The sequence below is a fragment of the Alteromonas sp. I10 genome (assembly GCF_003201515.1).
GTDB lineage: Bacteria > Pseudomonadota > Gammaproteobacteria > Enterobacterales > Alteromonadaceae > Alteromonas > Alteromonas macleodii.
In genome coordinates, this window is record NZ_QJJN01000002.1 from 113,104 (window position 1) to 127,501 (window position 14,398).

The 14,398-nt window shown below is 43.4% G+C and carries 10 protein-coding genes; 2 read left to right on the forward strand and 8 right to left on the reverse strand.

Annotation, left to right across the window (positions count from 1 at the left end):
• Positions 1–16: 16 nt before the first annotated feature.
• Both BZA03_RS04880 and BZA03_RS04885 read left to right on the forward strand, forming a co-directional pair.
• Positions 17–2,848: a PAS domain S-box protein gene (locus tag BZA03_RS04880; protein ID WP_110288136.1), complete on the forward strand. Its 2,832-nt coding sequence runs from the start codon at positions 17–19 to the stop codon at positions 2,846–2,848.
• 237 nt (positions 2,849–3,085) lie between these two features.
• Positions 3,086–4,174, forward strand: coding sequence for a Gfo/Idh/MocA family protein (locus BZA03_RS04885; protein ID WP_110288137.1), 1,089 nt, complete (start codon positions 3,086–3,088; stop codon positions 4,172–4,174).
• Between the two features lie 84 nt (positions 4,175–4,258).
• Here the strand turns inward: BZA03_RS04885 and BZA03_RS04890 are convergent, their stop codons facing one another.
• From BZA03_RS04890 to BZA03_RS04930, 8 genes are all read right to left on the reverse strand, one after another.
• Positions 4,259–5,332, reverse strand: a complete 1,074-nt coding sequence (locus tag BZA03_RS04890) for an ADP-ribosylglycohydrolase family protein (protein ID WP_110288138.1) — start codon at positions 5,330–5,332, stop codon at positions 4,259–4,261.
• 89 nt (positions 5,333–5,421) lie between these two features.
• Positions 5,422–6,210, reverse strand: coding sequence for a lipase (locus tag BZA03_RS04895; RefSeq protein WP_014950619.1), 789 nt, complete (start codon positions 6,208–6,210; stop codon positions 5,422–5,424).
• A 221-nt stretch (positions 6,211–6,431) separates the two neighbouring features.
• The gene (locus tag BZA03_RS04900; RefSeq protein ID WP_110288139.1) at positions 6,432–8,537 is read right to left on the reverse strand and encodes an ATP-dependent helicase; all 2,106 of its coding nucleotides are present in this window, start codon (positions 8,535–8,537) and stop codon (positions 6,432–6,434) included.
• 208 nt (positions 8,538–8,745) lie between these two features.
• Positions 8,746–9,927, reverse strand: a complete 1,182-nt coding sequence (locus BZA03_RS04905) for a PD-(D/E)XK nuclease family protein (RefSeq protein ID WP_110288140.1) — start codon at positions 9,925–9,927, stop codon at positions 8,746–8,748.
• A gap of 646 nt (positions 9,928–10,573) precedes the next feature.
• On the reverse strand, positions 10,574–12,406 hold the full coding sequence (locus BZA03_RS04915) for a DUF4105 domain-containing protein (RefSeq protein WP_258364584.1): 1,833 nt from the start codon (positions 12,404–12,406) through the stop codon (positions 10,574–10,576).
• A gap of 3 nt (positions 12,407–12,409) precedes the next feature.
• Positions 12,410–12,766 (reverse strand): hypothetical protein, encoded by a 357-nt coding sequence (locus tag BZA03_RS04920; protein ID WP_014950617.1) that lies wholly within the window; start codon positions 12,764–12,766, stop codon positions 12,410–12,412.
• A gap of 190 nt (positions 12,767–12,956) precedes the next feature.
• Entirely contained in the window at positions 12,957–13,499 is a 543-nt protein-coding gene (locus BZA03_RS04925; RefSeq protein WP_014950616.1) for a redoxin domain-containing protein, read from the reverse strand.
• A gap of 9 nt (positions 13,500–13,508) precedes the next feature.
• Positions 13,509–14,105 carry an NAD(P)H-dependent oxidoreductase gene (locus tag BZA03_RS04930; protein WP_110288142.1) on the reverse strand — a complete coding sequence of 199 codons (597 nt, stop codon included), beginning with the start codon at positions 14,103–14,105 and terminating at the stop codon, positions 13,509–13,511.
• Between the last annotated feature and the right edge of the window lie 293 nt (positions 14,106–14,398).

Here is a 14,398-nt window from a genome sequence, read left to right on the forward strand (position 1 = left end):
ATTATTTGAGCGAATTATGTCTGAGCCAATAAGTAAGGCTTCATCTTCTTTTACCGACGACATCCCCTTTCAAGCTCTTATAGAAAATATAACTGATGCGGTGATATTTGCCGATATTAAAGGCAACGTTATTTACGCTAACCATCAGGCCCGTTCCATCTGTGGATTAGACAAATCTGATCTCTTTGACTGCTCGGTGTTTAGTTTGTTTCCTCAGTCGCAAGTACCGAATATTACTCAACAGTTCGAACTGGCAGTAAAACAGGAACCCGGTAAAACAACGGAAATTCGGTTTGGTATTGACCACGCCTGGTTCAAACTCACCATTTTCCCCGTTGCGGCAGGTGTAGTGGGGTTTTCGTTTCATGACTTCTCTATGAAGCGCAGGCTACAGATCATTTCTCAGTCTCAAAGAGATGCCATGAGACTCGCATTATCTGGCGCTACACTAGAAGATGTGTTGACCGTTTTAGTCAATGCAGTAGAGAAGGTGACAGATTTTCAAGCTGTAAGTGGAATATCCTTGGTATCTGAAGATGGGTTATCACTCATTAGCGCGGCTGCACCGTCGATGCCAGAAGAAACTAGGCGGTACTTCAAGAATATTACAATCGATGATCTAACGCCGTTAGGACAGTGTTGTCAAACTCGTGATGTGGTGAATATTCACATAAACGCCCAAACTGATTCGAGTGATTTTAGTCTTTCCACTCAGGCATTAGGACTTCAATCATTTTGGTGTCGTCCCATTTTATCTGCAGAAAGTCGTACGGTACTGGGCACTTTCTGTTTATTTCATCGCGAGCGATTTGCCCCATTACCCGATGACATTGACGTCATTAATGCACTGTCTAAAACCGCTGCAATCATTATTGAGCGCAACAACGAAAATCGCGCCCGACGGGTTGCGGAGTCGGCGTTACTAGAGAACATTGAGTCTTTTAATAAGCAGCGCAGGCTTTACGAAACGGCTCTGTCGAATACGCCCGATTTGCTTTATATCTTCGACCTTGAGGGGCATTTTACGTATGCCAACGACGCGTTACTGCAAATGTGGGGGCTGAGTTGGGACGAAGCGATTGGCAAAACATGTTTAGAGCTTGGGTATGAACCTTGGCATGCAGATATGCACATGAAGGAGATTCGTCAGGTAATTGAAACAAAGCAACCAATTCGTAGTGATGTTCCTTTTACCGGTACTCACGGTCGCCGTATATATGACTACATATTTGTTCCTGTTATTGGTGAAGACGGAAACGTTGAAGCCATTGCTGGTTCGACGCGAGATGTTACTGAGCGTAAACACGCTGAAGAAATGGCTAAGCGAGCAGAGTCTCGCAGACGCTTAGCACTGGAAGCATCACACAGCTTTGGTATTTGGGATTGGGATATTAAGCAAAACTTGTTCACGGCAGATGAGCGTTTGGGAGAACTCTTTAACCTCAGTAGCGATGAGGCTGAAAACGGTGTAGCCATTGAAGTGCCCAAACAATATATCCACCCAGACGATTTAGCAGCGTGTGAGGCTGCTATTTGTGAAAGTATTAATAACCGCACCCCATTTGATGAAGAATACCGTATCTTACAAAAAGACGGCACTGTCCGCTGGGCTTCATTCAGAGGACGAGTCATTTATAACAGCTCTGGTGAGCCGGAACGTTTTCCGGGAGTAGGTGTAGACACCACGAGAGAACGAAATGCGATAGACGCGCTTCAAGAGGCCGATCGCCGTAAAGATGAGTTCCTTGCTACGTTGGCACATGAATTACGTAATCCGCTTGCACCAATTCGCAATGCGTTGGAAATTCTGCAGTCAGACGACTACAGCCAAAATCAGAAGAGTGAGGCATTCGGTCGAGTCGAACGACAAGTAACGCAAATGATACGGCTTGTTGATGACCTTATGGATGTATCAAGAATTACCCGAGGGAAAATTCGAATTCATCGAAAACCTGTGAACTTGTGTGAGATTCTGGGTACGGCGATTGAGACTATTCAGCCCCTGATTGATGAAAAACAGCATACGCTGCTGGTGGAAAAAGTAGCAGAGCCTGTTTGGGTAAACGGAGACCTTATCCGGTTGTCGCAGATTTTCTCGAATATTATCAACAATGCTGCAAAGTACACTCCACCGGGTGGCAATATCGAGGTCTGTATTACTACTTGCGACGGTAAGGTAACCATTGCAGTTAAAGACAATGGAGAGGGCATTCCAGCAGACAAGCTAAAATCGGTTTTCGATATGTTTACTCAGGTAGATGGTGCCCTTGAACGTTCTCAAGGCGGGTTGGGGATTGGCCTTACTCTAGTGAAGAAACTCACTGAATTGCACGATGGAACGGTAAATGTGCAAAGCGATGGCGTTGATAAAGGCACAACGTTTATCGTTACCTTACCCGTTTTAAGTAAAGTACCCAAATTAGCCAGTAAACCGGAAAAGGCCCATGACGTGGTAGGCGCTACCGCTGAAAAGCTCAACGTTTTAATTGCCGATGATAATCAAGATGCCGCTATTACCATGGGATGGATATTGGAGGCAAAAGGGTGTCAGGTTCAAGTAGTGGAAGATGGGCCATCCGCATTAAAGGCTGTCGCGTCTTTCACGCCCGATTTAGTGTTGTTGGATATCGGCATGCCGGGTATGAATGGTTACGAATTATGTACGTCACTTCGTCAAAATCGCGCGTTAGCTGACGCAGTATTTGTGGCGCAAACGGGATGGGGACAACCATCGCACATCCAGCGTTCGAAGGAAGCTGGGTTTGACCATCACCTTGTTAAACCTTTGGATTTGAGCGACCTTGAACCTATCGTGGCAGAAGCTTGGCGGGCAAAGCGCAAACAGTAAATTATGTTGTCGATAAAAGTGAGCTGCTTTTCGTCTGATTTTGTTGTAAATCGTTTCGCGTTACCAAACGGCACGATGCGCCATAGGGCTTTAAAGATGTATTGGTTGTCAGCTATAAACCTTCAATGGTGTTACTGGTAACACATTCGATAATATCGCAACGGTATTGTGATCTTTCTGAGTAAGAAAGGTACTACTAAAACCATGCACGGATTAATTTCTTAATGGAGAGTACTAATGCCCCGCATTACTCGTCGTCACTTCCTTCAATTGGCAGGTTCAGGTTTGCTGGTTGCGCACAGTCCTTATTTACTGGCACAGCCTTCGAAAAAGAAAATAGGGGTGGCGCTGTTAGGGTTGGGCAATTACAGCACAAATTTACTCGCCCCTGCCTTACAGGACACTAAACACTGTGAATTACGGGGGATAATCACGGGGAGCGAGAGTAAGATCCCGCAGTGGCAGCAAAAGTACGGCATTAAAGACAGTAATGTGTACACGTACAGCACCATGGCAGATATTGCGAATAATGACGATATTGACGTTATTTACGTTGTAACGCCTACTGGCACACACAAGGACTTTGCGGTACAAGCCGCAAATACCGGAAAGCATGTGTGGTGTGAAAAGCCAATGGCTATGGATAGCGAGGAATGCCAAGCTATCATAGATGCGTGTAACAAAAATGGCGTGCAGTTGTCGATAGGCTATCGCATGCAGCACGAACCCAATACTCGCACTTTTCATCAGTATCTTGAAACTAAGCCGTATGGAAACTTGACCGCGGTATCGAGCTTTGCTGGTTATGCCGGACAAGGAAGAGCGCCTGACAACTGGCGAATGAAAAAGCACATGGGCGGCGGTGCACTCTATGATATGGGCGTTTACGCGATAAACGGCGCGCGCTTTTTAACGGGCCGTGAGCCATTAGCGGTAACGGGAAGTCATCCACCACAGCGCTTTCCAGAGACGTTTACTGAGGTTGATGAAACGACCTTGTTTACGATGGATTTTGGCGACGGACTAGTGGCCGATTGCGGTACCAGTGTAGTGAAAGGGTTTAACCATTTTAAAGCTGATTGTGAAAAGGGCTGGTATCAACTTAAACCCATGCAGAGCTATAGCGGGGTAACGGGCACAACGTCTGATGGAAAAACTCTGGCTCCTATAAACGGTATGCAGCAAACGCTGCAAATGGATAACGATGCACTGGCCATATTAACTGGACGACAACCTATGGTGACTGGCAATGAAGGTCTGGCCGATATCCGCATTGTGAACGCTATATTTAAGGTGGCGAGAACAGGGGAAACGATTGCGTTGTAAGGCGCTTTTGCGCGAATACGCTACCGGACAGTGAATGCCATTTGCTCATTTTGCGACTGGGTCTACCAGACTTTTGTGCCTTAGTTACCGTTCATCAAGAAGGTTAATTAGCGCTTCCAAGTCCTTTTTATCAGCTAATTCACTAAACCATTGGGATATTTCTGTCGCCTGAATTAGCCCCATTATGGCCCCTAATACAAAACCGCGGTGCACGTTGTCGCCCCCCACGTTGGTGTTCGCAATCAACGCCTTTTTAGGCGTATCAGCATAACGGTAAGCGAAGTACAAAACGGCGGGCCACGCGTCTGAGATATAACACGCTGGCGAATACATACGCCCAACAATTTCGATATCGCTTTTGTTTTTTGCCGCTATCGCAGCCAAATTCATGTGCGCAGATTTACGGGCAATATCTTCTAAAATGGCCTTGGGTGATTCACCTTCGCGATGCACTAATTTGTAGATTAACTCAACATAGAAATCGCACACCGATGCTAAAGACTCATCCGGGTGAGTTAAATAAAGGTGACTACGACACAGACGTTTGATGTCCTCAAGGGCTGTGCTTTTGCTTGCTTCTACTACCGCCAGAGGTGTTACCGACACAAAAGCGCCTATTGAAGCCGTATCATGTGTAACCGCCCCACATTTGTGTGCTGGTGTACCTTGTTCTAAGTTCGCAAAAAAGCCTCTGTGATAAGACTCAGCGTATGTGTCAGGGTGTTTGGGTTCATCAGCGCGCATAAAGCTAATATATTGAGTTAAAAACTCGTTTTCGTCATACCCTTTAAGTGCGCATGATAAAACGATACGCGCGCAATGCGCATTGAGTGTATTTTCTCCCGCTTTCATATCATGATGATAATGAATGTTGTTCTTACCCCAATACTGCCTTTTACCTTTGAGAATAACGTCGCCCACTATCTCTTTTTGATTTGCAGATGCCTTATTCGCGCGCCCACCGTGCTGCGTTGAATGTAGCGACATTATTGAAGACGGATGAAATGATGGCGCATCCTCAAATTGCTCTACCCCTAACGGAAACGCCTTATATATATCTGCCGGGTTGTAATACCAATGTACCGGCATAGCCAACGCGTCGCCGATAAACGCGTTCTTAAGCGCCGCTTTTGCTCGTTTGATTGACAGTGAAGACATTTCTTTAAGCCTACCTCTTATGCAGTACTGTGCGGGATTGAATAATCAAGTACCTTTAAATTACGCACTGTAGGTCGAAAATGATCGTTCTAATGCTCATCGAAAAGCGACTTGTTGCGGATATATTTTCGCATGTAGTGATAGGTAATTGGGCGTAACAACCAGCTGTGAAGCGACATCAAAAAGCGTTTATGGGTAGGTGTGTTTTCGTAAATTTTATCATCGTGCAGCCACAGCATCTTGCCAACGTGCCAGAAGTAAAAAGGGAAGGGCGGCATAAAGGTTATTACATCTAAATCGCAGCAAATGCGATACGTTCTATGGTGTAGCGTGTAGTGCTTATACCAAGAGCGCGTGCCCACTGCGGGCTGTCCGAAAGTCACTACCCTTTTTACTGACTTTGCGTATAAACGCTCAAAGTAATCAGCCATTAATACCGCTACTGCGCCGCCGGACGAATGGCCAATGAATGTAAAGCGCTTGCCTTGCTGCCTAAGTGGTTCAAGCACTTTTACAAGTAGCTCTCTCAGTGGTAATGCTTCGTTGGATGTCTTAGTGCTGGAATACATAGGTTGAGCCAATAGCCGCGCAAACCCCCAGTGGACCCAGAATTTTCTGTTTAACTGATTGAGTTTGTTTGGGATGAAGAATAAATTCGCTAGCCAATCTCTTACCCCCAATGAACCGCGAAAAACGATAATGACCTCTTTTTTATTCTCGACCCACAAAATTCTTACGCTCATTCTGCCGTACTTATCGACTAGCTGGCGTTCATAAAAAGGATCTAAGATTTTTTGGTATTGCTCGTCGGCATCAGGGTAGGCGAGTTGGCAGAGAATGGCATATCTTTCATATTGATAGCGTTTCAATTTCTTCATGAAAACTCGTATTGGAGCATTTAGCGTTTTTGAAGCTGAGCCGTTGAAGACTCTTTCACTGAATACTTCACGCTACAGGGAGTTTATTTCAGTGTTATGACGGGGCGCGTCATTTTTCTTTAAATGTCCGTACTCTTTGTTGTGTCACCTTGATGTAGAAGCACTTTACCTGCTGTAACACGCCTTGATTACGAACATTGTAACTCTGGCTGAGGGGGGAATTATCTATGCGGACTGGTATTATTCCACATCCCAAGAATATTTTTCTTTATATCGGCTATAGCGCCTTTGGCTATCTTCTTTTCACTGGCTGAAGCAGTGCGCTTAGGGTAAGCAATTGGTTCCATACAGGTGCAAACAGCATCGGTTAAGAAACGGCTCTTGGCACCGTATACATGCTTGTCACCAAACTTTTGTTGTTCTGGCACCCAATATTTCAGAGGCTGAATCAAGCTTAGTTCATCTTTCGCTCGTGTTATGGCAACGTAAAGTAAGCGTCGCTCCTCTTCAAGCGCACGTTTATCACCCGCTGCGTACTCGTTGGGAAAATTGCCATCGGCAACATTTAGTACGAACACATGCTTCCATTCTTGGCCTTTAGCGCTATGCACCGTCGACAAGATAAGAAAGTCGTCATCAAGCAAAGGTTTGCCCGCCAGATCACCTGTACTCTGCGGTGGATCTAGTGTGAGTTCAGTTAAAAATCGCTCTCTCGATGAATACTGCCCAGAGATCATTGTGAGCTGTTCAATATCGCCGAAACGTGTGAAATGATCGTCATAATTAGCTTCCAACAAATCTTTATAAAACTCTGCAATGGCGCTTGTTTGCTCGGCCCATGGAATATTGTTGTGGTGCACGTTATCTAGCAAATCTATAAGAGAAAGGAATGAAGGCTTCGCGGACTCTGAAAGTGCGAAGCTGCGCAATTTACCCAATGCAAAGTCGTGCTTTTCTAAATCGTTAAACACTCTCTCAGCTATCTTTGGACCTATGCCGGGCAATAACTTAAGCACTCGAAAGGCTGATATTTTATGTTTAGGGTTATCTGCCCAACGTAAAATGCAAAGCATATCTTTTACATGCGAAGCTTCCAGAAATTTAAGGCCACCATGTTTAACGAAAGGGATATTGCGTCGAGTAAGTTCAAGCTCTAGACGATCGCTGTGATAACTTGAACGAAACAGAACGGCTTGCTGTTTTAAATCAATCCCTTCTTCACGAGCCGCCAAAACTCGCTCAACAATATATTCTGCTTGGAACATGTCATTTTCAACAGTTACCCACTTAGGCATAGGGCCGCTTTTACGCTCGCTGAACAACGATACCTTATAGCCTTCATCACTTTCTGAAAGAAGGGTATTAGACAAGTTCAATATGTTCGGATGTGACCGATAATTCTGTTGTAGCGTTATCACTTTGCCAGGCAAGGAAAATGCAGTTGGAAAGTTAAGGATATTGTCCACCGTGGCCGAGCGAAATGAATAAATTGATTGGGCGTCATCGCCTACAACGGTAAGACCTTCACCAGTAGGGAAGAAACCTTTTAGAATGCCAGCTTGAAGAACGTTGGTGTCCTGATACTCGTCTACCAACACATTGTCGAATTGCTCTCTTACTTTTTGAGCAATAGCGTCGACCTGCGCCATGTGAAAACAGTAAAGCAGTAAGTCGTCATAGTCTAAACTCACTTGTTCAATTTTAGTTTTCGCGTAGTGAGCAAACAGCGTGTTCAGCTCTTCTTCCCACTCGCTACAATAGGGGAAATGAGTATCGAGTATGTCGATAAGCGGTGCTTGCGCGTTCACACAACGAGAGTAAATGTCCAAACACGTTTTCTTTTTAGGAAAGCGTCGATTTACCCCGCTAAAGCCAAGTTCGTGGCGAAGCAAGTCAAGCATATCCGCGCTGTCGTTACGATCCATAACCGTAAAGTCGGGATCTAAACCGATGAGTGAAGCGTGCTCTCGTAGCAGTCGCGATGCGATTGAATGAAAAGTGCCCATCCAAGGAAGTGTGACTGGATGATACGCCTTTTGTTTCTCACGTAACGTTCGCTCTATTATGCGGTTCGCCCGTGAACTTAATTCCGACGAAGCCCTTCGCGCAAACGTCATCAATAAAATTCGTTCTGGCGCAACACCATGCAATATTAACTGTGCCGTTTTGTGGGCGAGGGTGTTAGTTTTACCTGTACCAGCGCCTGCAATAATTAACAGCGGGTGGTGCGTTTCATCGCTCAGCTCCGTTTCGCCCGCACCTACGGAACTCAACCCGTAATTCACGGCTTCTTGCTGCTGCGGGTTTAATTCAGAATGAGAGAGCATAAAAAATCCTATTGAAGAGCACTTCAATAGGATAAATTAATGCACTGTATATTTAAACAGTTTTGTGTGGTGTTTAATTTTCTACCTCTGAAGTTTATGACGCTCTTTCGGGTTTAACATTTCATCCATTAATGCTTTAACTTTTGAAGCCTTGTCAGGAACGGCGGCCTATAGACCGGCCTTAGTATCTGTTTTCAAAAAGTAGACATCATTCTTCTTTACTTTTACTCAATTCTGCAAGGAAAGGTTGGAAATTCGGACAAGATAGAAGCAACTCCTGTAATAAACTAATTGAACGAATAAATTCATTAAGCTGCTCTGGAGAATCATGTAACTCAGAGAAAAATGCATCCATGCGTATCAAAACAGCGAAAGGGTGATAAAGGTTTACTTCGGCATTTGTATCAGCGCTCAAATTATCAATCACTTTCCACTTATTATCATGGGGCGAATAACTAACGTTCGATGCATTTAACTCGTTAATTCTTTCTGCGATCTCGCTTCTAAGCCCTTTAAAAGTAGTGCTTGATTGGAGCGAGTTATGTAACGATTTTTGAAAGTCGAAGATTAATCCGACGTGCATGTGTTTGCCCGTTATGTGTTCAAATCTATGGTCAGCACCATCAGCCAAAAAGCCGCAGAAAATACCTGGCTTCCAATCAAGCTTCTGCTCATTTCCAAAACTACAAAACTCTATTCCAATTCGACGCTCAACAGCGGAAAGTCGATCTTTTACAGTAGGTGCCAAAAATTGGGCTAAAGGCCAACGGATATGTTCAAGAGAGGCTTGCTTGATTAGCGAACGCATTTGTTCTTCTAGCTGTTTAGCTTCAAGGTAATGCGTAATAGCCAATTGATTGATAGGAGATATCTTACCTAATCCCTCTGCTTGAAGAAGTCCTTTGAAGGACTCCAAGTACCATTTGGCTGTTTCATTTTTTAAAGGCTTAATTTTACCCAATAGTTCGTGAATATCATGCCAACAAATAGCGCAGTCGGGGTTTTGTTTATGTTGATACTCTCGTGCAGTTATAAGAACAACGTAATGATAATTGAAATGTTCTTCAGCATAGGCTCTGTAATTATCGAGCTGAGAATAACTCAATTCAGAATAGACTTTATGCTCGAAAACTATTACCACGTCGTCCCACTTAACAAGCATGTCAGGAAACTTTCCGTCAAAGTTGTCTTGCGTCGAGACCTCGTAACTACTGGCATTGAAAGCTTTTGGGAGCGCTGATTTTGAATTAATCTCTTCTAAGAGAGCTACCATAACCTCGCTGCTATTTTTCAATAAGTGCGCAAATGCCTCTGTTAAAAAGTTCTCTAATGGATCTGATTTATCTCTAGGTCGATACTTTCTTAAGTTTACGAGTAGGTTGTCTTCCATGCTCAGGTCTCTTCCACATTGATCGGTTTTATTTATTTAGTTATCAAGTAACTCACAGAAAACACCATTTTCATAAGTGCTTTCACCTCGCTCGCAAATACTTATTTCAACCTAACGATAGGAGTTAATGTATACGGTAAATTGATTATGCATTTGAAAGGTTAGATAAAAGTCATTAGTAAGCGATTCAAAAGACCGAATAGTGAGTATCTCTTTTCCATTTACATTTTTCGTCCTGTAATGAAAAAGTGTCGATAATGAGTTTTCTACTGCACTTATTTTTAATAATAGTGCTATCAGCAAAAATTTTAAACGTAGCACATCTCTTCTCAAAGAGAACTCGTCCACGAGGGAACATCTGATACTCAGAATTCATAAGTGTAGGAAATTCTGGAAGGTAAGCTTTCTCGGTTTCCCAAACACTTATATGGCTAAAACATGTGTCGGCAATACCCAGACTACTGTACTTTGCTTTCGACAATAATATAGACCTAGATATTAGCCTTTCATGGTAAATCCAAAAGATACCAATACGTGAATTCGATGCTGTCATTTAAGTTGTCTTAATTTAGTTTTACACCCCACTGACACTTTTCATTTTTAGAACCCTCTTTAGATGTTACGTTTCGAAAGCCCCAAAAAAATGTTAAAACCGATACCCCAACATAAAAGCTGCACTAGATTCAAATTCATCGGCAACTTTCTGTATATTCACTTCAAAATCTAACGCGATGTTTTCGAAACCATATTGGTGCAAGCTAAACGATACTGCATCGATTGGCTCATCACTTCCATATTGGTTGTAGGTCCTACTTAAGTTAACCGCCAACTTACTATTCAGTTTTGTATATGCATATAGCCCAATAACGGGTTTGGCGTACACAAATGCTTCGTGCTTGTTAGCGCCTGCACCCACGATGATGTCGCTATACACCCCTAAACCCTGCATTACTTCACGTGTAAAGCCTAAACCAAACTCCGATTGCACAATGAGTTTGCGTTGTCGCTCGCCGGTTAGCACACGATTTATTCCAATGTTAAATGATGATGACCAGTTGCTTATATTTTGCGTAACAGGTACCCGCGACACCATTTGGTAAAGCATGGCCTTGTCCACATAGATATCACCTAAGTTGCATTGCTCTAAACCAACTCTGAACTCAACGTCGGCCAAGATAAGCTCGGTTTCACCAATCATGCTCCTGTTGTCGTCGGCTAGCCTTCTTGCAACAGGAAAGGCACGAAACGCCATGAACGAACGGCTGTCTTGATGAGTGAAACCGGCAGCAACATAACCTTCTTGCTGGCGAGAGGAAGGAACGGGGAGCTCAGACACGTCTAAAGAAAGGTGCTTATATTTAGCATCAAACGCTGCAATTTCAGCGGAGTTCTTTTGATATTTCTGTTCTGAAATTGTTTGTGCTGACCTAAAGTACTGATTAAGCGCCAGTGCGTATTTAGTTTCAACAAACGAAAGTGATAATGAATCTAGCTGAGCGCGAGCTAAATGCGAAGATATGGCAGACGCGCGTTTACTCCCGATGCTTTCTTCTAACGTCGTTATTTCCCATTTGTTAGAAGGTACGAATTGGGTTGATGCAATGAGAGAGTTTGCTTGTGCAAACTTAACAACATCAAGAGGGGTCAGCCAGCTTGCTACCTGATTTAGATGAGCAGGACGAGCAATATTAACCAACAACTGAGTAACGGTCGCACAGTTGAATATATGAAAAAAATAAGCGGGGCTCTGCTGTCCCAATTCCCATATGTAGTCTTGCACAAAGTGGCGCTGTTGTTCGTTGAAATCTAGCGTATATCGCCAAATGTTTCTTTGCTCTTCATAGAGATAAAACTGCTCAAATTCTTGGTAAGGAGCAACCTTAAATACGCCTTCTTTTCCTGTCATCAATGTTTCGTACATGATGTGAGGAACGTTTAAAGAGTCTAGTTCTGTAAAAAACGTAATACCGTGCTTAACGGGAATGCCTTTATCGTTAGTTCCATCTAGACGAAGCATAATATGCCCCATCATAGAGCTAGCAGATGTAACATTTTCTGAGGCGTAAATTAGCTTGATACTATCGGCCGGAACACTTTCTACAAATTTGCGATATTCTGCGCAGTGCTCGGTAGGGGTAATAGATCCAAATTCGGGTATGAAGCGCTTGAGCAACCGTAACCGGGCAGGGTAGTTGCAAATGTTTTGGGTATTACGCTGAAAAAGGTCTATGGTAGCTTGCGCTTCGGCCAACGGGCTGACGAACGACTTTGATATATAAATAGAGGTGTCGTTAGTAATTGGCTTCCCATTTTTAAGTTGTAACAATAGATGCCACAATGGGTCGTTAGCTATTTGCTGTAACGTTGCGCTATCAACTTTTGAGTAGCTAGTTTGAGTAACGTCACTGGCCGTGGAATTAGCTGCGAAAATCAAAAAAAAGGAAGCAAGAATGCTTCCTTTTAGAATTCGTGTAAACATATCTTATTTACAAGGTACGCTTACTGAATCTTGGTATTTCCACATTTTGTCTGAGCCGTAATCGGTAGACGAACCGAATACACCGCCACTAAGAATGTTGATGAAAAACGCAGATTCAACTTCTTTGTTTAGGTTAACGTCGGTACATTTTGCATCGTCAGCAACTAGCACTTTATCTTTGTTCTCTTTCTTAACAGTAACCACGCCAGGCACTGTTTGAGACATGCCGTCAACAGTAACTGTAGTCGTTTCACCGCTAGTTGTCGTAACGTTTATTTTGTGTGTTTCTTCGGTAAGAATGGTGGCACAACCTGAGGTAAGAATAAGGCTTGCAGCAGCTAGTCCAATTATTTTTTTCATTATATTTCCCTTTCTGATTTTGAATGTCGAATTTTCGACGAGCGTTAATATAATGTTTACGCTATAAAAATCAAATAAAGATTGTTTCTAAATTGGTCTGCAGGTGTGAAAGGACAAATATAAGTAAGCGTATGCGCCGAGATAATAAAGTTAGCGTCAAGTAGCCATGACACTAACTTCATAAGTGCGCTTATTTGTGCATACCGCGAATAGGGTAGTTGTTATCAGGATTACGAATCCAGCCCAAACCACTTACTAATGTCTCTAATTCAGGTCTAACAAATGGATTGTTAGAAATATCTGCGACGTGCACAAGACCTTCATTGTTCACAACAAACAGCGCGGGTTCGGAAAACGGGTGATCAGTTTCTTGAGGCGATCTTGGATCAGAGATATAAACGCCTAACTCCTCCATTTGCTCCACCGTTAAGCCGTACGCAATTGGAAAGTTGATATCCAATCTAGGCAGGTGACTTTCAAGCTGCGCTTTACTGTCGCCAGACACTGCAATGAGATCTACACCAGTTTCGGCAAGATATCCTCTAACACTTTCGAGTTGATTGAGGTATCGAGTGCAAAGTGGACAATGCTGCCCTCGGTAAATCACCACCATTTTCCAGTCAAGACCGTTCTCAGGTGTCGCTAACTTTTTAGTGTCGCCATTTAACAGCTTTGCTGAAACATCTGGAAAAGCAGAGCCTGCATGTAACTTATTGGTGTATTCAGTAGCCATGATAGTTCCTTAAAAATGCTTGTGAATGTGAGCTTCAAAACGTTTGAAATCGTTTTCCACATCGGCGTTTTTCATCACGTCAAAGCTAGCGAAAGTTTCCATTGGCTTCATGCCAAAGAACTTGAAGTTCATATGCATTGGAAACAGTAAATCGTCTACAGATTTACCTTCAAAAAACTCTTCGCTGTCGTTGAATGACTCTTCTGGTGCATTGAAGGTTAAAGACATCATGTATTTAACGTTGGTAAGCGTACCGCCTGTGCCGTAGTTTTTCTTCGGTGATTCGGCAACGCGACCATCGCCAGCACATAAGGCGCCACCCATGCCCGCAGTGTAAACTTCATCCATGTACTTTTTGAAAGACCATGGCACACCCATCCAATTGATTGGTGCCTGTAGAAGAACGATGTCAGCCCACTGATGATGGGCCAACTGTTCTTCAACGTTGTGCTCTTCGGCCATTGTCACTACGCGAGTGTTATAGCCTTTAGCTTCAAGCAGCGTTACCGCTTTATCGACGAATGACGCGTTTAGCTTGCCTTCTGAAAAAGGGTAATACTGGTGTGCATTGATAATTAGCACATTGCCTGTCTTTGTGGTGGTCATCTCAAAACTCCCAAAAAAATTGAATAAAGCTTATTGCTTACCGGTGGTTTATTTTAGTTACCTTTGAACTTTAAACAACTAGTGGTGTTTTGGTAACTATGTTGGGGACTAACGGGATATTGTATAAATTTATTTTGAATCAATTGGTTAAGTGATTAAAGAAAGTGGGTTGCCGTTATAGTACTACTGCGTTAAATAACAAAGAGTCATTCGTTTAAGGAGATTGAGAGATTTAAGGGTGATCATAAGACTGGATCCTTTAGCCATAGAAGAGAGAGCCGAAAAAGTTCTAG

Excerpts from the sequence above, each read along its gene's own strand:
- BZA03_RS04880 (WP_110288136.1), top strand. The coding sequence starts at position 17 with ATGTCTGAGCCAATAAGTAAGGCTTCATCTTCTTTTACCGACGACATC.
- BZA03_RS04885 (WP_110288137.1), top strand. The coding sequence starts at position 3,086 with ATGCCCCGCATTACTCGTCGTCACTTCCTTCAATTGGCAGGTTCAGGT.
- BZA03_RS04890 (WP_110288138.1), bottom strand. The coding sequence starts at position 5,332 with ATGTCTTCACTGTCAATCAAACGAGCAAAAGCGGCGCTTAAGAACGCG.
- BZA03_RS04895 (WP_014950619.1), bottom strand. The coding sequence starts at position 6,210 with ATGAAGAAATTGAAACGCTATCAATATGAAAGATATGCCATTCTCTGC.
- BZA03_RS04900 (WP_110288139.1), bottom strand. The coding sequence starts at position 8,537 with ATGCTCTCTCATTCTGAATTAAACCCGCAGCAGCAAGAAGCCGTGAAT.
- BZA03_RS04905 (WP_110288140.1), bottom strand. The coding sequence starts at position 9,927 with ATGGAAGACAACCTACTCGTAAACTTAAGAAAGTATCGACCTAGAGAT.
- BZA03_RS04915 (WP_258364584.1), bottom strand. The coding sequence starts at position 12,406 with ATGTTTACACGAATTCTAAAAGGAAGCATTCTTGCTTCCTTTTTTTTG.
- BZA03_RS04920 (WP_014950617.1), bottom strand. The coding sequence starts at position 12,766 with ATGAAAAAAATAATTGGACTAGCTGCTGCAAGCCTTATTCTTACCTCA.
- BZA03_RS04925 (WP_014950616.1), bottom strand. The coding sequence starts at position 13,499 with ATGGCTACTGAATACACCAATAAGTTACATGCAGGCTCTGCTTTTCCA.
- BZA03_RS04930 (WP_110288142.1), bottom strand. The coding sequence starts at position 14,105 with ATGACCACCACAAAGACAGGCAATGTGCTAATTATCAATGCACACCAG.